The organism is Agrobacterium leguminum, from assembly GCF_005144435.2.
Taxonomy (GTDB): domain Bacteria; phylum Pseudomonadota; class Alphaproteobacteria; order Rhizobiales; family Rhizobiaceae; genus Agrobacterium; species Agrobacterium leguminum.
Genome location: NZ_CP120211.1, coordinates 2,148,198 through 2,170,068, shown reverse-complemented (window position 1 = coordinate 2,170,068; position 21,871 = coordinate 2,148,198). Strand labels below are relative to the sequence as shown.

Below are 21,871 nucleotides of genomic sequence, written 5' to 3'. Positions count from 1 at the left end.
GCAATACCCTTTGATACCCCCGCAGCGATGCGGCCCCTATATCGCTTCCCAACGTTGCCGCGGAATTCGCGGTGACGGTGTCGGCGCATATTCGAAAAAAAGCGTCCGCTGTACAAAAATGAAAACCGATAAAATTGTAGCAATCGGCTTAAAGCGGCTGAAAACAGTGCTGTGCCATTGTGGGATCACAGACGGGGAGCGGCCTTTGAAAGAGACGCTCCACAAAACAGAAATCGAGACCGGCACAAGCCGGCGGATCGCAAACGGGGTATGAAATGCTGAAGAAGATTATTGCTGCCGCCATCTGCGGAATTGCCGTTGCTTCCATGTCCAATCATGCCGACGCGGCTGGCGCTGCCGGTTTTGCCCGCGGTTTTGCCGCCGTCGAGAAGTCTGCGGTGACGCAGATCGGTGTTTCCGCGCCGGGCGGTTTCGACGGCTGCGTTCTTTCCGCCGGCCAATGCGTCTCCACCATCGCCGCGCCGCTGACCGGTGAGCGCCGCGAGGAACTGCTGCGCGTCAACCGCGATGTGAACGCCACCATGGGCGCGCTCGACGATTATTTCTCCGGTTTTGCAACCGATGTTCCGGCAACGCCGTCGTTGAGCCTTGGCGATTGCGGTGACTGCGCCGCCATCAAGCGCACGGCCCTTGCCGGCGCCGGCTGGTCTTCCAGCGCGCTGCGCCTTGCCTTTTCGCTGAACAATGACGGATCGCTCGAAAAAGTGCTGATCGTCACCACCGACAAGGGCGATATCGTCCTTGGCAACGCCGTCTTTTCTCCGGCCGAGCGCGAAACCGCGCTCTGACCTTTCGTTCGAGCATCGGAAAGATTTTCGGTCCGATGCTCCATTCTTTCATGCCTGCCAGACTGCGCCGGTTTTCCTGACCCTGTTGGTTCAGGAAGCCGGCGATTTTTTTCGTTCCGCGACGGCAATGCCCGCCAGCGCCATGATGAGAGCGACGATCTGATAGGTGTGCAGCGTCTCGCTGAGCACGATAACCGATAGCAGGGTGCCGAAGACGGGCACGAGGTTGATGAAGAGGCCGGCGCGGTTGGCGCCGATCTGTTCAACGCCCTTGATGTACAGAATCTGCGCGACGAGTGAGGCAAAAATGGCGGCATAGACCACCAGCACCCAGCCCTTCTGGTCCGGCCAGACGACGCTCTCGCGTGAGATTTCCCAGAAGATCAGCGGCACGGAGGTAACGAGGGCGAAGAAGGCGGGGATGGCCATCAGCGTGCGCCAGTCGACCGCCGGTTTCCAGCGCAGGATGACGGTGTAGATGGCATAGACCAGCACGGCGAGCAGCATGATCGCGTCGCCGACATTCATTTCCAGTTGCAGCAGCGAGACCGGATCGCCATGCGAGGCGAGAAGCGCCACGCCGGCGATGGTGAGGCAGAAGCCGGCGATCTGGCCGAACAGCACGCGGGTGCGGAACAGCATGAAATTCAGCACGAAGATGACCATGGGAATGCCGGCCTGGATGACGGCGGCGTTGATGGCCGAGGTGTGTTGCAGGGCCGTGTAGAGAAATACGTTGAAGGCGGTATAACCGACGCTGCCGAGCACGAGGAAATAGGGCAGGCGTTTTTTCACCACCGGCCAGTCCTTGATGAGCTGCGGTACGGAAATGGCGAAGATGATGGCGACGGCGAAGACCCAGCGCAGGAAGGTGAAGGCCATGGGGCTGATGTGGCCGACGGCCAGCTTGCCGGCAACGGTGTTGCCGCCCCAGCAGAGCGTGGCGATGATGAGGGCGATATAGGCTTTGGAGGGCACGCTGATGTTTCGCTTCTTCACGGGGCGGGAAAACGGCTAAGGGGTGAATGGCGGTCTTGCGCCCGCGCTTGGCCCCCACGGGGCGAGATAATGCGGGAAATCCGCGCCTTGTCACGGAAAAAGCAAAATTCTCCATAAGAAACAGGGTCGCTTTCCGTAAAACAACACAGTATACATTCGCGGGTTTGGGTTTCCCATCGGGTTATCGGGCGCGCAAGCGCCATGAGCAGGAAAGCAAGAAATGACGAATGTTGTGGTGGTCGGCTCGCAGTGGGGCGACGAAGGCAAAGGCAAGATTGTCGACTGGCTGTCCGAGCGGGCAGATGTCGTCGTGCGGTATCAGGGCGGCCATAATGCCGGCCATACGCTTGTCATCGATGGCATCAGCTACAAGCTTTCGCTTCTGCCGTCCGGCGTCGTGCGTCCCGGCAAGCTCGCCGTCATCGGCAATGGCGTCGTGGTCGATCCGCATGCGCTGATCGCCGAAATCGGCCGTCTGGAAGCGCAGGGCGTGAAGGTTACCCCGGAAAACCTGCGTATCGCCGACAATGCCACCCTCATTCTTTCGCTGCACCGCGAGCTGGACGGCATGCGCGAAGACGCCGCCTCCAACAGCGGCACCAAGATCGGCACCACCCGCCGCGGCATCGGCCCGGCCTATGAAGACAAGGTTGGCCGCCGCGCCATCCGCGTCATGGATCTCGCCGACATGGAGGCGCTTTCCGCCAAGGTCGACCGTATTCTGACGCATCACAATGCGCTTCGTCGCGGTTTCGGTGCAACCGAAGTCTCGCACGAGACGATCATGGAAGAGCTGGGCTCGATTGCCGAGCGCATCCTGCCGTTCAGCGAAACCGTCTGGCTGCTGCTCGACAAGAAGCGCCGCGCCGGTGCGCGCATCCTGTTTGAGGGCGCTCAGGGCTCGCTGCTCGATATCGACCATGGCACATACCCCTATGTGACGTCTTCCAACACGGTTGCCGGCCAGGCCGCCGCCGGTTCGGGCATGGGTCCGGGTTCGCTGGGTTACATTCTCGGCATCACCAAGGCTTACACCACCCGCGTTGGCGAAGGTCCGTTCCCGACCGAGCTTAACGATGAGATCGGCCAGTTCCTCGGCGAAAAGGGTCACGAATTCGGCACCGTCACCGGCCGCAAGCGCCGCTGCGGCTGGTTTGACGCGGCACTGGTGCGCCAGTCAGTCGCCACCAACGGTATTACCGGCATTGCGCTCACCAAGCTTGACGTTCTTGACGGTCTCGACGAGCTGAAAATCTGCGTCGGCTACAAGCTGGACGGGCAGGAAATCGACCATCTTCCGGCAAGCCAGGGCGCGCAGGCGCGCGTCGAGCCGATCTACGTCACGCTGGAAGGCTGGAAGGAATCTACCGTCGGTGCCCGAAAATGGGCGGATTTGCCTGCTCAGGCAATCAAATATGTCCGTCAGGTCGAGGAATTGATCGGGGCGCCTGTCGCACTTCTGTCGACAAGTCCGGAGCGTGACGACACCATACTTGTGACTGATCCGTTTGAGGATTAATGTCCTCGGCGATCTAGATTCATAAACCATATCGGGCCGGTACGTCGCCGGTCACGACGAGAAAGTGCTTATGGCGGATTTTGTAGCAGTCATTCGCAAGGCCGTGGATGGCTTGGCGAACAATACTCCCGAAAACCGGGCGAAGGTTTACGACAAGGCGCGCAGTGCGGTTGTGCGCCAACTCGAGAATATGAAGCCACGTCCGCCGGAAGAATTGTTGCGCCGGCAGATCGCCAAGCTGGACGCTGCCATAGCCGAGGTGGATAGCGAATATGCCGAGGCGCTTCCGGCGCTGGAGGATGATGACGCTGTCTCTCCCGCTGCGGAAGAGACGGCGGCATCCTATTACCAGCAGGATGCTGCCGACGAAGACGAGGCCCGCGCCGCCGAGCCGGCAGAGGATGCCGACCGCGAAGAGGCGCGGCACGAGCCGGCCTATGAAGAGCCCGCATCCGCTGAACCCGCGCAATCGGAGCCGGCTTACGAAGACGCGGCCGAAGAGGAAGAGCCCCGGCACGCTGACACCGCTGCCGATGAGGAGCAGCATCACGGCGACCGCGAGCCGGAAGAGCTTTATGATGCGCCGGAAACGGTTCATGCCGCTCCCGCCCCGGCACACGGCTCCGACGAAGCCGTCGGCACCTATTTCACACGGGCGGATGAAGAGCCGGCTCACCAGCCGGAGCCTGAAACGGCGCTCGGCGCTGCCGATGATTCCGTTCCCTCCCATTGGGCGCAGCCGGTGGATGAGGATGACTGGCGCAAGCTCGACGAAGCGCAGGACGACGATGTGCGTCCGGCCGCCGAGGAATATGAAGAGGTTCGCAACGAGACCGACGAACGTCCGCTCGTTGCCGGTTATGCCGCGCAGCATTACCAGGAGCCGGAAGTAAGTTTCGAGCCCGCCCCTTACGAAAAGGACGAGCGGCGCGAGACGGACGACCATTTCGGCCCCGCCGCCGTGGAGCATGCTCCGGCGTTTGGCGGCCGGCACGATTTTGACGACCATCATCAGCCGGAAGAGCAGGCTCCGAAAAAGGCGGCCGTGGTCGAGGATTTCTCGTCCTATTTCCAGGATGCGGATATTGCCATTCCCGCCAAGGACGCGCCGGCGCTGCCGCGCGCGGATAACGATCTCTTCGGCGATCAGGCAGCAGCGGCAAAGGACAACAAGGAACGCACGCCCTGGGACGATCTGGACGAGCTGATCGGTTATGACGGCGCATCGTCCTCCACCCGTCAGGCTTCGGGCGAAACGAATGGCGTGGGCGCTGCCGCCGCAACGCCCGCCTATATGGTCAAGAAGAAGCCGCGCCGCAATTATGCGTCCCTGGTGCTGGCCCTCGTCGGCGTGGCGCTGCTTGCCGGCGGTGGTTATGCCGTGTGGATGAACCGCGATGCGCTGAACGATATGGTCGGCGGGCTGGTCAGTTCCGCACAGAACGGCGGTACCAGCCAGACGGCTTCGAACGGCACGGGTGAGGCGCAGACCTCGACACCGCCGGCGACCCAGCAGCCGCCCGCCACGGGGCAGCAGCCGACAACCCCGACCAACCATCAGACCCCGACCCATGGCGATGACGGCTCCGTCACCGGCACCAAGTTCACCCAGCGGCTTCTGGCCGACGGCACCGAGCGTGACGAGGGACCTGCCGCCGGTGCGAACGGCCAGCCGGTCACCGCCGAAGGCCAGTCGGTCTATGAGCAGAATGTCGCGCCGCCGCCTGCGGGCGAGGCTCCGGCCAATAATGCCGGTGCGCCCGCTGGAACACCTGCCGGCACGCCGCCGGCGCAGCAGCCTGCCGCCGCTGCCGGCGACCGCATGTTCCTTTATGAGGAAGTGCTGGGCCAGACGGTGCCGACCGCCATTCAGGGCAGCGTTTCCTGGTCGCTGCAGCAGGAAAACGACGGTGAGGGCAAGCCTTCTCCGACCGTGCAGGGCCAGATCACCGTTCCCGGCCGTGGCCTCAGCGCGCTGATCACCTTCAAGCGCAATACCGATCCGTCGCTGCCGGCCAGCCATCTGATCGAGATCGTCTTCTCGGTTTCGCCCGGCTTCGAAGGCGGCGCTATCGACAGCGTCCAGCGCATCGCGATGAAGAGCACCGAGCAGGATCGCGGCAACGCGCTGATCGCGGTTCCGGCCAAGATCACCGACGATTTCCACATGATCGCGCTCAACGACTTCCCGGACGCGATGAAGACCAATCTGGAGCTTCTGAAGAGCCGCAACTGGATCGACATCCCGGTTTCCTACCGCAACGGCCGGCGTGCGCTGCTGACCCTGCAAAAGGGCAATGACGGCATCGCCGCCTTCGACAAGGCGCTCAGCGAATGGGCGGCGGCAACGCCGGCGACCGGGCAGTGATGATTTAAGGGCGGCTCAGGCCGCCCTTTTTGTTATATGGCAAAGGGCGACGTGCTTGTGGAATGGCTGTGGCGTTGTCTTTGCTTTGTCGGGTGATGGGTTTTGGTGATGTGGGTGGGTGCGGCTCACCCCCCTCTGCCCTGCCGGGCATCTCCCCCACAGGTGGGGAGATCGGCAAGACGCGCTGCGTTGCGCTATCTCCGACTGTCAAGAAAAGCGAAACCTCGCCGCGAGTCGATCTCCCCACCTGTGGGGGAGATGCCCGGCAGGGCAGAGGGGGGTAAGCGGCATACTCCGAAACGCGGATATTTTCCCTACCGCTTCTCCTCCAGCACAATCGTGGGTCTCAGAGACAGAGCATTTCCCCGCCCGCCTTTTACAAATAAAAAATCCCCGGCCGGAGGCCGAGGATGATTCACGGTCAGCGCATTGGCGTCAGGAGCGCGCCCACTCACGCATCCACCACACGCAGCGCACGCGCAGCTTCCAGCGCTTCCTTCTGCACCGCTTCCTGCACCTTCTCGAAGGCGCGAACCTCGATCTGGCGCACGCGTTCGCGGCTGATGTCGAACTCGGAGGAGAGTTCCTCCAGCGTCACCGGGTCTTCGGCAAGGCGGCGGGCTTCGAAGATGCGGCGTTCGCGGTCGTTCAGCACGCCCATGGCTTTCGCCAGCATGCGGCGGCGGGTTTCCAGCTCGTCCTGTTCGATCAGCACGTCTTCCTGGCTGTCATGGTCATCCACCAGCCAGTCCTGCCATTGGCCGGACTCGCCTTCGGACGCCTTGATCGGCGCATTCAGCGATGCGTCGCCATGCAGGCGGCGGTTCATCGAGATGACTTCTTCTTCCGACACCTGAAGCTTCGTCGCGATTTCCTTGACGTGTTCCGGCTTCAGATCGCCATCGTCGATTGCCTGGATGCGGCCTTTCAGCCGGCGCAGGTTGAAGAACAAGCGCTTCTGGTTGGCGGTCGTGCCCATCTTCACCAGAGACCAGGAGCGCAGGATATATTCCTGGATCGAGGCCTTGATCCACCACATGGCATAGGTGGCCAGGCGGAAACCGCGCTCCGGATCGAATTTCTTCACCGCCTGCATCAGGCCGACATTGCCTTCGGAGACGACTTCGCCGATCGGCAGGCCGTAACCGCGGTAACCCATGGCGATCTTGGCGACGAGACGCAGGTGGCTGGTGACGAGTTTATGCGCGGCGTCGCGGTCGCCATGCTCGGCATAACGCTTGCCAAGCATGTATTCTTCCTGCGGCTCCAGCATCGGAAATTTGCGGATTTCGTCGAGATATCTATTGAGACCGGCTTCGCCGGCTGTAATCGTAGGCAAACTATTGCGGGCCATAAAGCACCCCCTTATCTATGGTCTGGAACGGCACCCTCTTTGATCGGCGACTGACCCGCCGGAGGCACACCGTAAGCTGCGGGTCGTTACCGACCCCGCACGAACCCATGTGACAGATATGTACGCGCCCGCCGCGTTTCAAGCGAACGCTGCGTTCACACATGCGTTATGTTCCAGTGACACCTTCTTTGACCTGTTTAACTTTCGAACGGTAGATTCGTTCCGAAAAACCGCCAAGGCCGGAGCGGACCATCAGCTCATACATCACCCGCCGGCGCATGGGATTGTGCAGGCGCACAACCTTGGAGCCGAGGAACTGCGTCTCCACATGGGCAAGCGCCTGCAGATCGGGATCGGCGGCAATCGCGTCGGCATAGGTCGCGTGAAATTCCCGGCGGCAGACGTAGGTTTTGTATTTCGTCATGCCGAAGCAGACGAGGCTGTGGCCATGGGTGCGCAGGAAATCGGCGACGCCCACCGTCACTTCCGGCCAGGCGGGATTGAAAGTGTCGTCGAAGACGATGACGCCATGCGGCGCGATCACCTCCATCGCCAGTTTCGCATCGGCCAGCACGTGGTGCAGGTTGTGGCCGCCATCGATGCTGAAGAAGCGCGCGGCGCCGATGCGGGAGGTGATGTCGGCGGGCGCCAGCTGCGTGCTGTCGCCCCTGATGATCAGGTCTTCATCCATGGCGAAACCCAGCCGGCGGCCGTTTTCCATCAGGCGTTCATATTGGTCGAGGCTGCCATCTTCGGGCGGATCGAGATCGAAGAGATCGACGCCCAGCACCTTTTCCTGCTTCCCGGCGAATTTACGCAGCAGGAAATAGGAGCGGCCGTAATAGACACCGATTTCCGCCATGCCGCCGTGGAGGCCGCTTTTCGTCTGGGCCTGCAACAGCGCCTTGAAGACGAGCGCATCGGGCGGGTCGATATAGCCTTCGACGCTGCGCAACTCCTGAAAGATAAACCGGCGGTCTTCGATATTCATGCGATAGATCCCGTCATCATGCCGGTTCCGTTCGGGGCGGATCGAACGAATGGCGTCCCTGCGGCTTTATCTGGCAGGCTTGAAATCGTCACGGTTTAACGGCGGCGATTTCAGGCTTTGCGGGGCCGAGGAGGTGTGACGATTGAAGCGAAATTGGGGCGGTCTATAAAAAGGACCGACTGCGGAATATCGCTATCCGCTAATCTTTTTTTATTATCCGGGGCTTCCGGCGAAATGCATGGCGCAGTTTTTTGACCGCGCCATGCAGGTTTTCAGCCACGCAATGCGGCGGTCAGCGCTTCCATGTCATCCGGCAGGTCGGTTTCGAATTCCATCACCTCGCCGGTGCGCGGATGTTCGAAAGCGAGCAGATAGGCATGCAGGGCCTGACGCGGAAAGCCGCGAACGGTGCTCTTTGCCGGTTCTTCAAGAAGGTTCGCCTTGGTGCGGAAGGCCGCGCCATATTCGGGATCGCCGATCAGCGGATGGCCGATATGGGCCATGTGAACGCGGATCTGGTGGGTGCGGCCGGTTTCCAGGCGGCATTCCACCATGGAGGCGAGGCAGGTGGCATCCGGCCGCTCATGGTAACGCTCCATCACCTCGTAATGGGTGATCGCCTCGCGGGCATCGTCCGAATCCTCGTGCTTGACGGCGCGTTTGGTGCGGTCGGCGCTGCGGCCGAGTGCTGCGTCGATGGTGCCGCGCAGGGTGCGCGGGCGACCCCAGACGACGGCCTTGTAGGCGCGCTCCAGCGGCCCGGTGCGGCCGTGGTCGGCAAATTGCGCGGCGAGATGGCGGTGTGCATTGTCGTTCTTCGCCACAACCATGACGCCGGAGGTTTCCTTGTCCAGCCGGTGGACGATGCCCGGCCGCCTGACACCGCCAATGCCGGAGAGGCTGTCGCCGCAATGGTGGATGAGGGCGTTGACCAGCGTGCCGGTCCAGTTGCCGGCGCCCGGATGCACGACGAGACCGGCGGGCTTGATGAGCACGATCAGGTCTTCATCCTCATATTCCACGTCGAGCGGAATGTCCTCGCCCTTGGGTTCAGGGTCTTCCGGCTCGGGCATGACGATTTCGATGCGGTCCTTGGGATGCACCTTCTTTTTCGGCTCTGTCACCGGCTGGCCGTTGATGGAGACCGCGCCCTGCTCGATCAGCGCTTTCAGCCGGCTGCGGGAGAAGTCGCCGCCCACTTCGCCTGCCAGCCAGGAATCGAGGCGGCCTTCGGCGTTTTCCCCGGCAATCAGGACTTTCCTTGCGTCTCCGCCTTGTTTAAAGGGGTCGTTCATTCTTATTTCTCCGATCCATCAGCATTTCAGGGAACCCGATGACGCAGATCGAGCAAGACGAACAGGAAGACAAGCCGCTTGATCCGGCCATGGAAAAAGTTCGCCGCAAGATGATCCGTTTGCAGATCGTGTCGGGCTCCGTGATGTTTATCAGCCTTATGGCCGTCTTCGGTGCGGTTGTCTACAAGGCGATGGGGCCGTCGAAGGCGGTTCAGACGCAGACGGAAGCGCCGAACCTTGCCGTTCCCACCGGCAACGGACCGCTTGCCGTCACCGCCAGCCTGCCGCAGGGCTTCACGATCGACAATGTCAGCTATTCCGGCGGCGACATGCTGTTTTACGGGCGGCTCGCCAACGGCACCCGCAAGGCGCTGGTCTTCAACGTCGCGGCCGGCCGGTTCCTCGCCGATGTGACGGTCGATGGCCAGTGAGGCCAATAAGCTGCTGGACGGGCGGGCGCTGATCCCGGTCGAGGACTCGGCCGATCCGCGCATCGCCGCCTTTCGCGATATTCGCGAGCGCGACCTGACCGGGCGTCAGGGCCGTTTCATTGCCGAAGGAACGGTGGTGCTGCGCATGCTGGCCGCCGCGCATAAAGCGGGCGGCGCCTTTGCGGCCGAGAGCATCCTCATCCTCAGAAACCGGCTTTCGGGCGTCGCGGATATCCTTGCCGATTTCCCGCCGGATGTGCCGGTTTATGTGGCGGAAGCGCCGGTGCTGGATGGCATTGTCGGGTTCCACCTGCATCGCGGCATTCTGGCGCTCGGGCGGCGGGTTCAGGATCGCGGACTGGAAGAGATGACGGCGGCACTTCCTGCCTCGTCGCTGGTGCTTGTGGGTTGCGGTATTTCCAATCACGACAATCTGGGGGCGATGTTCCGCAATGCGGCGGCGTTTTATGCCGATGCGGTGTTGCTGGACGAGACGTGCTGCGATCCGCTTTATCGCAAGGCACTCAGGGTGTCAGTCGGTTCGGTCCTGTCCGTTCCCTATCATCGCGGCGGCGGCGCAGTGGAGATGCTGGAGCGGCTCTCGGAGGCCGGGTTTGCGATCTGGAGCCTTTCGCCCAATGGCGAGACCGAGATTCGCGATATTCCCCGTTCCGAACGCATGGCGCTGGTTATCGGCACGGAAGGCGAGGGGTTGCCGCAATCGGTGCTCTCGCGTTTTCACACGGCGCGGATTGCGCAGTCGCCGCAGCTGGACAGCCTGAATGCGGGGACGGCTTCGGGGCTGGCGCTTTATCAGATGGCGGGGGTTATGGGGCGGGTTTAGGTCAGGTGCCACTTTATCGCTTCGGCGTATGTGGCTTACCCCCCCCCTCTGCCCTGCCGGGCATCTCCCCCTCAAGGGGGGAGATCGACAAGCAGCGAAGTTTTGGCCATCTCGACGTTTGAGAATGAAGCGGCGGCGGTACTTCTTGCCGATCTCCCCCCTTGAGGGGGAGATGCCCGGCAGGGCAGAGGGGGGTAAGCCACACACTCAACGCGGGGTACAACCACACCCACCGAAGGCCTAGTGTTCCCGCTTCTCCATCACCACCTTCGCCCGCTTCGCAAGGCTCTCCCGCCCCGATGAGCCGGAGGCCTTGGCGAGCAGCGCCGGAATGGGCGATTTCTCGCCCTCCTGCGCGGCGGTGAGCGCGATCATCTCGGCGGCGATCCTTGCGATTTCGCGGCGGATGGGTTCGTCATTGCCGGTGCCGCGCACGTTCAGCAGGCGTTCGGTGAGCGCGGTGCCCTGATTGCGGATATCCTCGATTTCCTGCTCCAGACCTTGCGACGCCGCTGGCTCCGTCACGACCGGGGGAGCTGCTTCCTCTGCGGCCATCGCCGGTGCCGCCTCTTCTTCGGCGGCGGGTGCGGTTTCAGGCGCGGCGGCTGGGGCAGGGGCCGTCGGTTGCGATGGGCTAACCGTTTTCTCGACCGGCACGGCCGGGTTCGGCAGGCGGATGATCATGTCGTTGGCGCGGCCGCCGGTTGCGGCAAGCTGTTCCTTGAGGCGGGCGACTTCCTGGTTGCGCAGCGTCAGCATCGTGTCGAGATCGGCATTTTTCGCCATGACTGTCGCGACCTGTTCCTCAAGCCGGGTGACCTTGCGGCTTTCGCGCGCAACCGCCGTCATCGCTTCCTTGTTGCGGGCCGCCACATCCTGCAATTCGCGGGTCGCGGTCTCGCCTTCCTTGCGGAAACGCGTGGCGCTCTGCTTGGCCTGCTCGGCTTCCAGATCGCGGGTGGCGGCGAGGATTTTCGAATCATCCAGCTCGCGCGTCAGATTGGTGAGGCGTGCGGTGAGATCGGACATCTGGCCGGCGCGCTCGTTGGCGGCCTGCTCCTGTTGTGCGAGGTTCGCCTGTACGGCGCCGGCGTGTTCTTCGGCGGCATCGAGGGCCGCGCGCAATTCGCCGATTTCCAGCGTCAGCTCCTCGATTTTCAGGGAGAAGCTGCGGTTCTGCTCGCCCAGCCGATAGGCATCGCTGGAGGCGGCCTCGTTGGCGAGACGCAGCGAGGTGTTCTTTTCCCGTTCCGTATCCAGTTCCTGGCGGACTTTGGCGTTTTCGGCGGCGTAGAGCGCACGCGCCATGTCCTTCTGGGCGCGCACTTCCTGCGGGCTGATGGGCATTGTCGCGCGTATGCGGTTTTCCGTATAGGCGACGATGCGGCGGTGGATCGCGGGTGCGATCAACAGGGCCAGCAGGGTTGCGGTGAGAAAACCCAATCCGAAGAGAATGGCATATTCGATCACGCGGGACAGTCTCCGAAACTCAGATACGCGCGCATTCGGAAAGAGGGGCGCGAAAGCACGTTACGCTATTATTGCAACCGTGGGGAGGGGTGTCGCACCGTCAAAACCGGCCCGTTATTTCCTCCCGCCCCGGCTTTAGCGAATCAGAAGGGGTTCCAGGTCGGCTGCTGGGTGAGCTTCAGGTAACCGACATTGATGCCGAGGCGCGCGCCGATGCCGGTGCGGATGGGGGCAAGGGTCACGTCGCTGCTCTTCAGATAGGTCATGCCGACGCCTGCGACGATGAAGGCGGAGCCGCTCACACCGCCGTAACGGCGGTAAAGCGCATCGACGGAGGGCAGGTTGTAGACCAGCATCATGGCGCGGGTGCCCTGGCCGCCATAATCGAGGCCGAGGGAGGGGCCCTGCCAGAAGACGGGGTGCTGGCCGGCATTCTTGGTGTAAAGCGTGCCTTCGCCATAGGTGAGGCCCGCGACGAAGGCGCCGGAGCCTTCCTGGCCGAGAATGTAACCGTTTGGAAGACCGTATTGCTGGAAGGCACGCTCCACCACCTTGGCAAGGCCGCCGGTGGTTTCACCGAAGAATCCGTGGCCTGCATCCACGACTTCCTGGAAAGAATATTGATCGCTGTTCTGGGCCGCGGCCGGTGCGACCCATATCAGGAGGCTCGCAAGGAGCGCGACAATCTTTCCCAGTCCGAGGCGTGCAATGGTGCGGGTTTTCGTAAGGCGCATCGTCATGTCCGTCCGTCTGTTTCGTTAGCGCATCGGTTCGAAAATCCGAATCGGTTTTCGAAAGGGCCGATGCCCAGAGTCAAAGTTCTACAGCATGTTTCGCGCATCCTTGCGGATACACGGGGCTCCAGTGTGGCCTGTTAAGGCATTTGGCATTTTGAAACCATCCTATTAACAATCGGTTTACCAAATATGGTGTCATTATGGCTTAACAATTTCCACACCGTCCGCGCCTCCCTTGCGCAGGAGAGAATTTTATGACCAGCAAACTCAATATCACGCTGTCCGGTCCCGATCTGGCGGCTCTTCTGTGCAGCCGTGTGTGCCATGATGTGATTTCTCCTGTCGGCGCCATCAATAACGGCCTCGAACTCCTGGACGAGGGCGGCACGGATGACGATGCGCTCGATCTCATCCGCACGTCAGCCCTTAACGCATCCGTGCGGCTGAAGTTCGCCCGCCTTGCCTTCGGCGCTTCCGGCTCCGCCGGCGCGTCCATCGACACCGGCGAGGCCGAAAAAGCCGCCCAGGATTTCGCCGCCGCCGAAAAGAAGGCGGAGGTGAGCTGGAACGGCCCGCGCGCCATCGTTGCGAAGAATCGTGTCAAACTTCTGCTCAATCTCTTTCTCGTGGCTTATGGCGCCATTCCGCGCGGCGGCAATGTGGATGTGCTGCTGGAAAGCCCCGACGGCGACGCCAGGTTCGAAATCACCGTCAAGGGCCGGATGATGCGCGTGCCGGCCAAGTTCGTGGAAATTTACGAGGGCAGGCTGGAAGAGGCGGTCGACGCCCATTCCGTTCAGCCCTATTACACGCTGCTTCTGGCCGAGGAGGCCAATATGGCGGTGGAATACAAGGTGCATGACGACCGCATCGTCTTTACCGCCAAGACGGTTGCCGAGTGACCGTTCAATCGCCGATCTGAATTTGTGAAAGGCCGGGACCGCGTCTGCCGACGCGCCGGCCTTTTTTCGTTTGGGGAGCATGTTCATGACACGTCTGACAACCGCTCGCCTTGTCCTGCGGCCGCATGCCATCGCGGATGAAGCGCTTTATCGCGCCTTCTGGGGCGCGGATGTTCCGCAGATCGAAGGGGTCGTATCGATTGCGCCGCTGGACCCGGAACTCGCCTTCGCCCGGCTTTTGCGTTTTCTGGGCCATTGGTCCGCTTTCGGCTTCGGCCCCTTTGTGGTGGAAGAGCTTGCCACGGGGCGCATCGTGGGCGAGGTGGGCTTTGCCCATATGCGCCGTGGCAACGGTGAGGATTTCGACGGCGTGCCTGAGGCGATGTGGAAAATCGACGGGGCGCTGGCGGGCAAGGGTGTCGCGACCGAGGCGGTGGAGGCGGCACTGCGATGGTTCGATGGTCGCGGGATTTCGCAGCGGACCGTCTGCATGATCAATCCGCTCAACAGCCCGTCGCTGGCGATCGCCGCCCGATTCGGCTTCCGGCCATTTCGCGATACGGCGTTCCGCGACAGCCCCGTTCGGCTTTTCGAGCGGATCGTGGATATCTAGAGCATTTCCAGTAAGAGTGTGACGCGGGTTTCTCCAGCGCCCGGTGTTGCTGTTCCGAATCGCGTTTCAGGACGACCTGAAACCTGTTTGAGGTCTCGGCGGGCGGCGGATTGAACCAGGAGTTGGTCCATATCAACTCCGGAGCATCCCATGCGCTATCTTCTTCTGGCGGTCATCGTCATTTTCTCCACTGTCCAGTCCGCAATGGCGGAAAGCGGCATCGGCTTTAAACAGATCGAATTGCCGGATGAGGCCGGTTCGAGACCGCTAGCCGTTTCATTGTGGTACCCGGCCGCGCCGTCGGGCAAAAGCGAGATCGTCGGCGAAAATGCCGCCTTTTACGGCCTTGAGGTTCAACCGGGCGCTTCCCTTCTTGACGGTTCCCGTCCTCTCATATTGCTGTCGCACGGTTTCGGCGGAAGCTGGCGCAATCTGAACTGGATTGCCGGTGAGCTTGTGCGGGAAGGTTATGTCGTGGCAGCCCCGGATCACGGCGGCGAATCGTTCACCGAAGAAAATGCGACCGAGATCGTTCCATTGTGGGAACGGCCGCGCGACATCAGCAGAACGCTGACCGCATTGCTCGGCGATGACCGATTCGCCGGCAGGATCGATGCGACGCGCATCGCCGTAATCGGCCATTCCCTTGGCGGCTGGACCGCAATGGAGCTGGTTGGCGCGCGATACAGCGCCGATCTTGCCCTGAAGGATTGCAGCGGGGAGAAGCGCCCGCCGCAATGCAAGGCTCCGCGGCTGCTCGCCAAAGTCGGGGTTGTCGGTGACGGCAGGGCCGATCCGCGTCTTTCGATGGATTTGAAGGATACCCGCATCCGCGCCGCCATGGCGCTGGATCTCGGGCCGGCCGCCGGTTTCCTGCCGGAGACGCTGCAAGCCGTCGGCGTGCCGGTTCTGGTTCTGGCCGCGGGTGTGGAAACACCGGAGATCGCCGCCATCAAGGCCGATTCCGACTATATTGCCCGGCATCTGCCAAAGGCGACGACCGTTTATCGGGAAATACCGGATGCCAGCCATTTCAGCTTCATGCAGATTTGCAGGCCGAACGGCGAAAAGATCGTGGAGGAGCTTTCACCGGGCGAAGGTTTCGTCTGCCGGGATGGCGGCGGCAGGGACCGCGCGACCATCCATGCGCAGATCGCGCAGGTGATCCTCGGCTTTCTGAAAGCGGAAATGCGCTAGGTCGGGTTTTCCGGACGCCTCGTGGCCGGATGGTCCTGAGGCGTCCCTTTTTTAAACGGCGCTTACCGGATGGTGCCGATAAACGAGGTCTTCGGGATCGGAACGGGGTGCCGCCGGGTCGAGCCTGCCGCCGATTCGTTCGGCGACGGCTGCGGATTTGCGGTTCTGCGGCGAGACGTAGCTGACAAGCGTGGGCAGGTTCAGGGTCTTGAAGGCCCAGTCGCGCAGCGCCGAGGCGGCTTCCGCCGCATAACCGCGCCCTTCGTGGCCTTCGTAAAGCAGCCAGCCCAGTTCCTTTTCCGGAAACAGCGGACCGTGATTGATGCCGACCTGGCCGACACATTGCCCCGTTTCGCCAAGCTCGATCATCAGCGCGCCATGGCGGAAAAAGTACCAGTTGGCCTGATCGTGGCAGAACACGCCCCATGTTTTCCAGAGATCGTAGGGTCCGCCGACACCGACGGAGCGTGGCGACGCCATGAAGTCCCGATAGGCGGGAAAGTCTGCGATCATCAGCGGGCGCAAAGTCAGGCGTTCGGTCTTGAGGGTAGGGATAGGGTGGTTCATGTGCCGTCATCCTTTTGCGGCGCGTAGCCTAGCTCTTCTTCCCTCATTCCTGTGCTTGTCACAGGAATCTAGCCAGCCCAAGTCCTTGGGCTGAAAAGAGTCTCTCGCTGCGCAGACGCGCATCGGCTGGATTCCTGTGACAAGCACAGGAATGAGGGAGTATCCATGCGCCGGAATATGATCGTGTGTCGTGATATGCCAATGACACGGTTACCTGCGACCTTGAAATCGCAACAAAAAACCCGCCGTTTCCAGCGGGTCTTTTAAAAACTGTCCTGTCCCGGAATGGATCAGGCGGTTTCGAGGAATTCCGTCGCGCCATCCGGCTCGCGCAGAACATAGCCGCGGCCCCAGACGGTTTCGATGTAGTTTGCGCCGCCGGCGGCGTTTGCGAGCTTCTTGCGCAGCTTGCAGATGAAGACGTCGATGATCTTCAGTTCCGGCTCGTCCATGCCGCCATAGAGGTGGTTCAGGAACATTTCCTTGGTCAGCGTCGTGCCCTTGCGCAGCGAAAGCAGCTCGAGCATCTGATATTCCTTGCCGGTCAGGTGAACGCGCTGGCCGCCCACTTCAACCGTCTTGGCATCGAGATTGACGATCAGCTCGCCGGTGGCGATGACCGACTGTGCATGGCCCTTGGAACGGCGGACGATGGCGTGAATGCGGGCAACAAGCTCGTCCTTGTGGAACGGCTTCGTCATGTAATCGTCTGCGCCGAAGCCGAGGCCGCGAACCTTGTCCTCGATGCCGGCCATGCCGGAAAGGATGAGGATCGGCGTCTTGACCTTGGAGAGGCGAAGCGTTCTCAGAACCTCGTAACCCGACATGTCGGGCAGGTTGAGGTCGAGAAGAATAATGTCGTAATCATAGAGCTTGCCGAGGTCCACGCCTTCCTCACCGAGGTCGGTCGTGTAGACGTTAAAGCTCTCCGACTTGAGCATCAGTTCAATGCTCTGCGCTGTCGCGCTGTCGTCTTCAATAAGTAGAACCCGCATAATTATCCCCTTTGCCGCCCGCGAACCGGTAAATCATTGCCTCGCGCGATGCGGATCCAGACGTTGCCTGATTTGCAGGCTGCCACCAAATGGTTAACAAATTCTAATTGCCTTTGGCAAGGTGTATCGAATTTATTAAGCAAAGTAGGCATTTCGCTGTTTTTGCACGTGAATCCACCATCGCCAAAATTGAAGCTTAACGCGAGGAAATCCGGTTAAGTGATTCAATCGACTCTTACATCGTCGGGTCCATTTTTTTGGACCTGGCATTTACCGACCCTTAAATGATCGTCGTTATCATTAACGATGCCCGTAAACGAAAGGTTAACGACGGCGGTTTTTTATTAACGTCGGGTAACTTTTGGGAATCATTCCGGGACAGGGGTCAACCCTTACGGAAAAACGGGCGGGTTAAACGGGCCGATCAGGGTGGCATAGTGCCTTTTTGATCCGGGTCTCGCTATCCATGGAGTATTGCGTATGAAGTCGCGTGACAGCCTGGTTCGCCTGAAGGAATTTCAGGTCAATGAAAAACGCCGGCAGCTTAACCAGCTGCAGCAGATGATGTCCGAGTTCGAGCGGATGGCAAAGGAACTGGTGCATCAGATATCTCTGGAAGAAAGCAAGTCGGGCATTACCGATCCGACGCATTTCGCCTATCCGACCTTCGCCAAGGCCGCGCGCCAGCGGGCGGATAATCTTCAGGTCTCGATCCGTGAGCTGAAGGCCCAGCAGGAAGCCGCCGAAGCTTCGCTGGAAGAGGTGCAGGCCGAATATGAAAAGGCCGCTGCCCTCGAAAACCGCGACGGAGCCATCCGCGCCCGCGCCTGACCTATAGGCGCAGGAATTGACGAAGATCGTCCTCATTGACGGCTGCCGGTGGATCAGGAGGCGGCTTTCAATGACGGGACGCCATGCATTTTTTCGAAAGGCCGCTCCTTGAGGGCGGCCTTTTGTTTTGCCGCGTCGCCGGTGTTTCCCGCCGGGACGGTCAGGCCTGATTTCGATTGTCCGGAGGTGGAGAAAGGCGTATTTTACGGAGGTTCCGACCGTGAGCCGGAGGCTTTTACGCGCACGCGCCCCGTGCGGGTGCGGGCGGCACTTGCAGGGAGGAAAAAATGGCCCGCCAATATATCGATTGCCGCGAATTCCCCAGTGACAGCAGATGCACTGTCGCCATCTCCGCCGATTCTCCGGAGGAACTTATGGAAGCGGCCGTGCAACACGCCGTGGCCGTGCATGGCGCAAAGGATACGCTCGAATTCCGTGAAGAAGTCCGCCGGAGCATGCATGCCGGGACGCCGCCGTTGAAGGTGGCGTGATTGCTGGCACACCCGAATATCTCCGCCGTCATGCCGGACTTGATCCGGCATCCAGTCGGCGCGCGTCTGCGCGACGAGAAGAGTCTTTTCAGCTCAATGACTTGAGCTTGCTGGACCCCGGCTCAAGGCCGGGGTGACGGCGTGTGGATGCTCCGTTTTGGCCAAAACATCCGTCGATAACGTAGATAACTGACATAACGCTCGTTATGTCTGCCCATTTACCCCTGAATAACATCCGCCCATTCGGAATGGCGCAACGTCTGGGCCTTGAAGAACGGGCAGAGCGGAATGACTTTCCAGCCGCCCTTGCGGGCTTCATCGATTGCGTGGGCGGCAAGCGCCTGGCCGACGCCTTTGCCGCGCAGCGCATCGGGCACGCCGGTATGGTCGATGATGATGAGGGAAGGGGAGGTGCGCGAATAGGTCATCTCCGCCTTATGGCCGTCGATGGTCGCCGAATATTCGCCGTGCGATCCGGTTTCGGTTGTCTTGATGTCCATGATGAGCGCCTTCCGCATTGCTGTTCGTTGTCGCCACTGTACCGGCTTCAGCCTGAATTGAAACAGCGGGATAGCGAACGCAGCGGACACAAACCGGCGACAATCGCCGGCTCTGTGGGGCAGTTCTCAGGGGGAAATCCGAAATCAAACCGAAAACCCCGTCGATAATCCGGCGGGGCGTTCTGGAAATTCGGTCTGGGCGCGTTTTTGCGCCGGCGCACTGTTTTAGTGGCGATATTGCTGAATGCGCGTGGTGCGCAGGCCGGCAAGGCCATGATCGGCAATCGAGGACTGCCAGGACAGGAATTCTTCGACAGTGAGCGTATAACGCTCGCAGGCTTCCTCGAGGCTCAACAGTCCACCGCGTACCGCTGCAACCACCTCCGCCTTTCTGCGAATGACCCAGCGACGGGTATTGGCAGGCGGAAGATCCGCGATCGTCAGAGGGCTGCCATCGGGGCCGATGACATATTTAACTCGTGGGCGTATCATTTCGGTCATTGGACACTCTATACAAACTCAAGACCATATGACGGGAACTCTATCCCGGTACCTTTAAAAATTGCCTAAGCAGCTCGTGACAATTTATTAAGAATTTGAACGGTTTCGCCTGATTTGTTCGAGTCGCCTTATTTTGCCGGGAAAAAATTTTTCCAAAAATCGCAATTTTTCTCTCCCATCGGTTGTTTCCGTCAGAGTGCCGCAAGCGAAAGGCACGTTTTCCCGCTGCCCTGGGTAAATTCCGCCGTTCCCTCATGCTGCAGCCGCAGGCGGTCGCCGGCATCGAGGGAAAGGATGGAGGTTGCCGACTGCGATGTGCCTGACGTCGATGCATTGCCGGCGATGCCGAAACTGGCCGCCGCGCCATTGATGAAAAGCGTCACCCGGTGGCCGGAAGAGGAGACCACGGCGAGCGTCAGGGCCGCCAGATAAGGGCCCTTTGCCGGAACCACGAGTTCGCGTCCGCCGCCGCTCACCGCATCGCCGAGCGCAAAGCCGCCCTCGGCGATGGAGAGCACCGAAAAACCTGCCGCCGAGCCATTGGCGGGTTTCGTCGTGCCCGCCGGCAGGCCGGCAACAGTGAGCGGGCGGTTCGGCATCGAGACCCGGCCGTCGCCGCTGCATAGAAGTGCGGTGTGCCATGAGGCGCCATCCTTGCTGGTCTTGATCGAAAACCCGTCATTGCCGGCAAGGCCCATTTCCGCCCGACCGCTCCAGCCGGACTGGAACAGCAACGAGGCGGTATCGGCCTTGCCCGCCTTGTTGATCGTCATGCGGTGGCTGCCGCCTTCTTCGGCATGGGTGAAGAGGCTGGCGGGGGAGGTGAGCGCCAGCCGGTTGGTGGTATCGGCCTCGGTGCCGATGCCCAGCCTTTCCAGCCGGCCGGCGGCTGGCAGCGGCATGTCGCGCCAGCTGCCGTCGCGCAGGATGCGATATCTGCTGTCAGCCGCAAACCACGCCGTCCAGCCGGGCTGCGGCGCGATCGAGAGCCAGGCGCCATCCTGCCGAAAGGCGAGCCTGCCGCCCTTGCCGGCCCAGTCGCCCGCAGCATCGGCGGAGAGGAGGAAACAATCCCCTTCCGCAGCGTTATCGGGCGGTGTGGTGATGATGGCCTTGATGACCAGTTGCACGATCGCATCCAGCCTTTGCAGGGCTTCGTTATGGGTGACGTGTTTCTGTGCCTGCGAGGGGAGAATATAGGGAAGCCGAAGTCTCGCCGTCTGTTCCGTCATGATGTGCCTTCCGCGCTGCGGTGTTTCGTTGTGGGGCATTGTGAGGCGGTGGGGTGGGGTGGGGATGAGTGGGGATGGGATTATTTTTTGGGGGGCTTCGGCGTATGCCGCTTCACCCCCCTCTGCCCTGCCGGGCATCTCCCCCTCAAGGGGGGAGATCGACTCGTGGATAGGTCGCGCCTATCACGACGTTTGCGAATGAAGTGGTGGTAGCGCCTCCTGCTGATCTCCCCCCTTGAGGGGGAGATGCCCGGCAGGGCAGAGGGGGGTGAAGCGGCATACGCCGAAGCTCACCAATGGCCGCAGCAAACGCCAAGCGCCCGTTACCCCGCGTGCTCCACCGCCATCGCCCCTTCGGCAATGAAATCCGGATTGGCCAGCGCATCCTCGCCATCGCCCCTCACCGCATATGCAAGCGGCCTGCCCTCGCAATCGAGCGTCCTGCCGCCGGCGGCGCGCAGCACGGCGTCGCCGGCGGCCGTGTCCCACATCATGGTGCGGCTAAAGCGGGGGTAAATATCGGCGGCGCCCTCGGCCAGCATGCAGAATTTCAGCGAGGAGCCGACGGAGATGCAGTCCTTCAGGCCGTGTTCGGCCACGAAGGCTTCCGTTTTCGCCGTGCAATGCGAGCGGCTGATCAACGCCACGGGGGAGGCGCCGCGCTGGCGCGCGCGGATGGGGTGGCGCGACAGGATGGCGCCTTCGCCGGAAATGGCGAGCTTTTCGGCGGCATTGTCCTCGCCCGTCCATGCCTGTCCGCGGCAGGGGGCGTAAACCACGCCGGCCACCGGAACGCCGTTGCGGATGAGTGCGATGTTGACGGTGAAATCGTCCTTGCCGGAAATAAATTCCTTGGTGCCATCCAGCGGGTCGACGAGGAAGAACTCCGCACCGGTTTCCGGCAGGATGCCGCTCGATACCGCCTCTTCGGCAACCACGGGGATATCGGGAAAATGGGCGGCCAGCGCCGCAAGAATGATCGCCTCGGCGCGCTGATCGGCCTCGGTCACCGGCGAGCAGTCGTCCTTATACGACACATGCGGGCCGGCACGGTGGACCGCCATGATGGCCTGCCCGGCGTCCAGCGCCGCTTTCGTCAATATGTCGATCATCTCTTTGCCAATTGATCCCGTCTGCGGGATATCGCCGTTCCGATCTTCGCTACTCCTTTGCCCGCTGCCCGTCAAATAATGGCGTCGGACAATGCTGAAATAAGCATCCGGCC

General features: G+C 61.4%; 22 protein-coding genes. 10 read left to right on the top strand and 12 right to left on the bottom strand.

Features of this window, described 5'->3' with window-relative positions; genetic code table 11:
* Positions 1-275 precede the first annotated feature (275 nt).
* Positions 276-809, top strand: coding sequence for a transglutaminase-like cysteine peptidase (locus CFBP4996_RS10620; protein ID WP_080850964.1), 534 nt, complete (start codon positions 276-278; stop codon positions 807-809).
* 90 nt (positions 810-899) lie between these two features.
* Here the strand turns inward: CFBP4996_RS10620 and CFBP4996_RS10615 are convergent, their stop codons facing one another.
* Entirely contained in the window at positions 900-1,787 is an 888-nt protein-coding gene (locus tag CFBP4996_RS10615; RefSeq protein WP_003522584.1) for a DMT family transporter, read from the bottom strand.
* 241 nt (positions 1,788-2,028) lie between these two features.
* On the opposite strand from CFBP4996_RS10615, the gene CFBP4996_RS10610 reads away from it, so the two are divergent.
* Complete coding sequence (locus CFBP4996_RS10610; protein ID WP_003522583.1) at positions 2,029-3,327, top strand: adenylosuccinate synthase; 1,299 nt, start codon at positions 2,029-2,031, stop codon at positions 3,325-3,327.
* Positions 3,328-3,397: 70 nt separating this feature from the next.
* A complete protein-coding gene (locus CFBP4996_RS10605; RefSeq protein ID WP_162935817.1) occupies positions 3,398-5,695 on the top strand; it encodes a hypothetical protein in 2,298 nt (765 codons plus the stop codon).
* 451 nt (positions 5,696-6,146) lie between these two features.
* Here the strand turns inward: CFBP4996_RS10605 and rpoH are convergent, their stop codons facing one another.
* The 3 genes from rpoH to CFBP4996_RS10585 form a co-directional block, all read right to left on the bottom strand.
* Positions 6,147-7,049: an RNA polymerase sigma factor RpoH gene (gene rpoH / locus CFBP4996_RS10595; RefSeq protein WP_003522581.1), complete on the bottom strand. Its 903-nt coding sequence runs from the start codon at positions 7,047-7,049 to the stop codon at positions 6,147-6,149.
* Between the two features lie 166 nt (positions 7,050-7,215).
* Entirely contained in the window at positions 7,216-8,040 is an 825-nt protein-coding gene (locus CFBP4996_RS10590) for a class I SAM-dependent methyltransferase (protein WP_080850968.1), read from the bottom strand.
* 272 nt (positions 8,041-8,312) lie between these two features.
* Positions 8,313-9,335, bottom strand: coding sequence for an RluA family pseudouridine synthase (locus CFBP4996_RS10585; protein WP_035259711.1), 1,023 nt, complete (start codon positions 9,333-9,335; stop codon positions 8,313-8,315).
* 38 nt (positions 9,336-9,373) lie between these two features.
* Here CFBP4996_RS10585 and CFBP4996_RS10580 point away from each other — a divergent pair, with 38 nt between their 5' ends.
* Both CFBP4996_RS10580 and CFBP4996_RS10575 read left to right on the top strand, forming a co-directional pair.
* Positions 9,374-9,766 (top strand): hypothetical protein, encoded by a 393-nt coding sequence (locus CFBP4996_RS10580; RefSeq protein ID WP_080850969.1) that lies wholly within the window; start codon positions 9,374-9,376, stop codon positions 9,764-9,766.
* Complete coding sequence (locus CFBP4996_RS10575) at positions 9,756-10,610, top strand: TrmH family RNA methyltransferase (RefSeq protein WP_121490261.1); 855 nt, start codon at positions 9,756-9,758, stop codon at positions 10,608-10,610. Before CFBP4996_RS10580 ends, CFBP4996_RS10575 begins: the two co-directional genes overlap by 11 nt.
* A 240-nt stretch (positions 10,611-10,850) precedes the next feature.
* Here the strand turns inward: CFBP4996_RS10575 and CFBP4996_RS10570 are convergent, their stop codons facing one another.
* Together CFBP4996_RS10570 and CFBP4996_RS10565 are read right to left on the bottom strand one after the other, a co-directional pair.
* On the bottom strand, positions 10,851-12,080 hold the full coding sequence (locus CFBP4996_RS10570; protein ID WP_080850971.1) for a coiled-coil domain-containing protein: 1,230 nt from the start codon (positions 12,078-12,080) through the stop codon (positions 10,851-10,853).
* 143 nt (positions 12,081-12,223) lie between these two features.
* Positions 12,224-12,820, bottom strand: coding sequence for a DUF1134 domain-containing protein (locus CFBP4996_RS10565; protein WP_003522931.1), 597 nt, complete (start codon positions 12,818-12,820; stop codon positions 12,224-12,226).
* Positions 12,821-13,071: 251 nt separating this feature from the next.
* On the opposite strand from CFBP4996_RS10565, the gene chpT reads away from it, so the two are divergent.
* From chpT to CFBP4996_RS10550, 3 genes are all read left to right on the top strand, one after another.
* Positions 13,072-13,719 (top strand): histidine phosphotransferase ChpT, encoded by a 648-nt coding sequence (chpT, locus tag CFBP4996_RS10560; RefSeq protein ID WP_003522930.1) that lies wholly within the window; start codon positions 13,072-13,074, stop codon positions 13,717-13,719.
* 85 nt (positions 13,720-13,804) lie between these two features.
* Positions 13,805-14,332 carry a GNAT family N-acetyltransferase gene (locus tag CFBP4996_RS10555; RefSeq protein ID WP_080850972.1) on the top strand — a complete coding sequence of 176 codons (528 nt, stop codon included), beginning with the start codon at positions 13,805-13,807 and terminating at the stop codon, positions 14,330-14,332.
* A gap of 150 nt (positions 14,333-14,482) precedes the next feature.
* Positions 14,483-15,529, top strand: a complete 1,047-nt coding sequence (locus CFBP4996_RS10550) for an alpha/beta hydrolase family protein (protein WP_162935818.1) — start codon at positions 14,483-14,485, stop codon at positions 15,527-15,529.
* Positions 15,530-15,580: 51 nt separating this feature from the next.
* Here CFBP4996_RS10550 and CFBP4996_RS10545 read toward each other — a convergent pair whose 3' ends face one another.
* Positions 15,581-16,096 carry a GNAT family N-acetyltransferase gene (locus CFBP4996_RS10545; protein ID WP_080850974.1) on the bottom strand — a complete coding sequence of 172 codons (516 nt, stop codon included), beginning with the start codon at positions 16,094-16,096 and terminating at the stop codon, positions 15,581-15,583.
* A 290-nt stretch (positions 16,097-16,386) separates the two neighbouring features.
* Complete coding sequence (gene ctrA, locus CFBP4996_RS10540) at positions 16,387-17,091, bottom strand: response regulator transcription factor CtrA (protein ID WP_003522926.1); 705 nt, start codon at positions 17,089-17,091, stop codon at positions 16,387-16,389.
* Between the two features lie 480 nt (positions 17,092-17,571).
* Here ctrA and CFBP4996_RS10535 point away from each other — a divergent pair, with 480 nt between their 5' ends.
* On the top strand, positions 17,572-17,922 hold the full coding sequence (locus CFBP4996_RS10535) for a flagellar export protein FliJ (protein ID WP_003491821.1): 351 nt from the start codon (positions 17,572-17,574) through the stop codon (positions 17,920-17,922).
* A 287-nt stretch (positions 17,923-18,209) separates the two neighbouring features.
* Positions 18,210-18,413 (top strand): DUF1059 domain-containing protein, encoded by a 204-nt coding sequence (locus CFBP4996_RS10530; RefSeq protein WP_003522925.1) that lies wholly within the window; start codon positions 18,210-18,212, stop codon positions 18,411-18,413.
* Positions 18,414-18,631: 218 nt separating this feature from the next.
* Here the strand turns inward: CFBP4996_RS10530 and CFBP4996_RS10525 are convergent, their stop codons facing one another.
* The 4 genes from CFBP4996_RS10525 to cysQ all read right to left on the bottom strand — a co-directional run bounded on the left by CFBP4996_RS10525 (position 18,632) and on the right by cysQ (position 21,758).
* A complete protein-coding gene (locus tag CFBP4996_RS10525) occupies positions 18,632-18,913 on the bottom strand; it encodes a GNAT family N-acetyltransferase (RefSeq protein WP_080853095.1) in 282 nt (93 codons plus the stop codon).
* Positions 18,914-19,138: 225 nt separating this feature from the next.
* Positions 19,139-19,414 (bottom strand): CtrA inhibitor SciP, encoded by a 276-nt coding sequence (gene sciP / locus CFBP4996_RS10520; RefSeq protein ID WP_003491799.1) that lies wholly within the window; start codon positions 19,412-19,414, stop codon positions 19,139-19,141.
* 191 nt (positions 19,415-19,605) lie between these two features.
* Positions 19,606-20,646, bottom strand: coding sequence for a DUF2793 domain-containing protein (locus CFBP4996_RS10515; RefSeq protein WP_080850977.1), 1,041 nt, complete (start codon positions 20,644-20,646; stop codon positions 19,606-19,608).
* Between the two features lie 323 nt (positions 20,647-20,969).
* A complete protein-coding gene (gene cysQ, locus CFBP4996_RS10510) occupies positions 20,970-21,758 on the bottom strand; it encodes a 3'(2'),5'-bisphosphate nucleotidase CysQ (RefSeq protein ID WP_065656759.1) in 789 nt (262 codons plus the stop codon).
* Positions 21,759-21,871 lie beyond the last annotated feature (113 nt).

What these genes read in the sequence shown, in the direction of transcription:
- CFBP4996_RS10590 (WP_080850968.1), bottom strand. Translation starts at nt 8,040, where the DNA reads ATGAATATCGAAGACCGCCGGTTTATCTTTCAGGAGTTGCGCAGCGTC.
- CFBP4996_RS10555 (WP_080850972.1), top strand. Translation starts at nt 13,805, where the DNA reads ATGACACGTCTGACAACCGCTCGCCTTGTCCTGCGGCCGCATGCCATC.
- CFBP4996_RS10530 (WP_003522925.1), top strand. Translation starts at nt 18,210, where the DNA reads ATGGCCCGCCAATATATCGATTGCCGCGAATTCCCCAGTGACAGCAGA.
- CFBP4996_RS10605 (WP_162935817.1), top strand. Translation starts at nt 3,398, where the DNA reads ATGGCGGATTTTGTAGCAGTCATTCGCAAGGCCGTGGATGGCTTGGCG.
- CFBP4996_RS10610 (WP_003522583.1), top strand. Translation starts at nt 2,029, where the DNA reads ATGACGAATGTTGTGGTGGTCGGCTCGCAGTGGGGCGACGAAGGCAAA.
- CFBP4996_RS10620 (WP_080850964.1), top strand. Translation starts at nt 276, where the DNA reads ATGCTGAAGAAGATTATTGCTGCCGCCATCTGCGGAATTGCCGTTGCT.
- CFBP4996_RS10525 (WP_080853095.1), bottom strand. Translation starts at nt 18,913, where the DNA reads ATGGACATCAAGACAACCGAAACCGGATCGCACGGCGAATATTCGGCG.
- CFBP4996_RS10550 (WP_162935818.1), top strand. Translation starts at nt 14,483, where the DNA reads ATGCGCTATCTTCTTCTGGCGGTCATCGTCATTTTCTCCACTGTCCAG.
- CFBP4996_RS10515 (WP_080850977.1), bottom strand. Translation starts at nt 20,646, where the DNA reads ATGACGGAACAGACGGCGAGACTTCGGCTTCCCTATATTCTCCCCTCG.
- CFBP4996_RS10575 (WP_121490261.1), top strand. Translation starts at nt 9,756, where the DNA reads ATGGCCAGTGAGGCCAATAAGCTGCTGGACGGGCGGGCGCTGATCCCG.
- rpoH (WP_003522581.1), bottom strand. Translation starts at nt 7,049, where the DNA reads ATGGCCCGCAATAGTTTGCCTACGATTACAGCCGGCGAAGCCGGTCTC.
- CFBP4996_RS10565 (WP_003522931.1), bottom strand. Translation starts at nt 12,820, where the DNA reads ATGACGATGCGCCTTACGAAAACCCGCACCATTGCACGCCTCGGACTG.
- cysQ (WP_065656759.1), bottom strand. Translation starts at nt 21,758, where the DNA reads ATGATCGACATATTGACGAAAGCGGCGCTGGACGCCGGGCAGGCCATC.
- ctrA (WP_003522926.1), bottom strand. Translation starts at nt 17,091, where the DNA reads ATGCGGGTTCTACTTATTGAAGACGACAGCGCGACAGCGCAGAGCATT.
- CFBP4996_RS10585 (WP_035259711.1), bottom strand. Translation starts at nt 9,335, where the DNA reads ATGAACGACCCCTTTAAACAAGGCGGAGACGCAAGGAAAGTCCTGATT.
- CFBP4996_RS10580 (WP_080850969.1), top strand. Translation starts at nt 9,374, where the DNA reads ATGACGCAGATCGAGCAAGACGAACAGGAAGACAAGCCGCTTGATCCG.
- chpT (WP_003522930.1), top strand. Translation starts at nt 13,072, where the DNA reads ATGACCAGCAAACTCAATATCACGCTGTCCGGTCCCGATCTGGCGGCT.
- sciP (WP_003491799.1), bottom strand. Translation starts at nt 19,414, where the DNA reads ATGACCGAAATGATACGCCCACGAGTTAAATATGTCATCGGCCCCGAT.
- CFBP4996_RS10535 (WP_003491821.1), top strand. Translation starts at nt 17,572, where the DNA reads ATGAAGTCGCGTGACAGCCTGGTTCGCCTGAAGGAATTTCAGGTCAAT.
- CFBP4996_RS10545 (WP_080850974.1), bottom strand. Translation starts at nt 16,096, where the DNA reads ATGAACCACCCTATCCCTACCCTCAAGACCGAACGCCTGACTTTGCGC.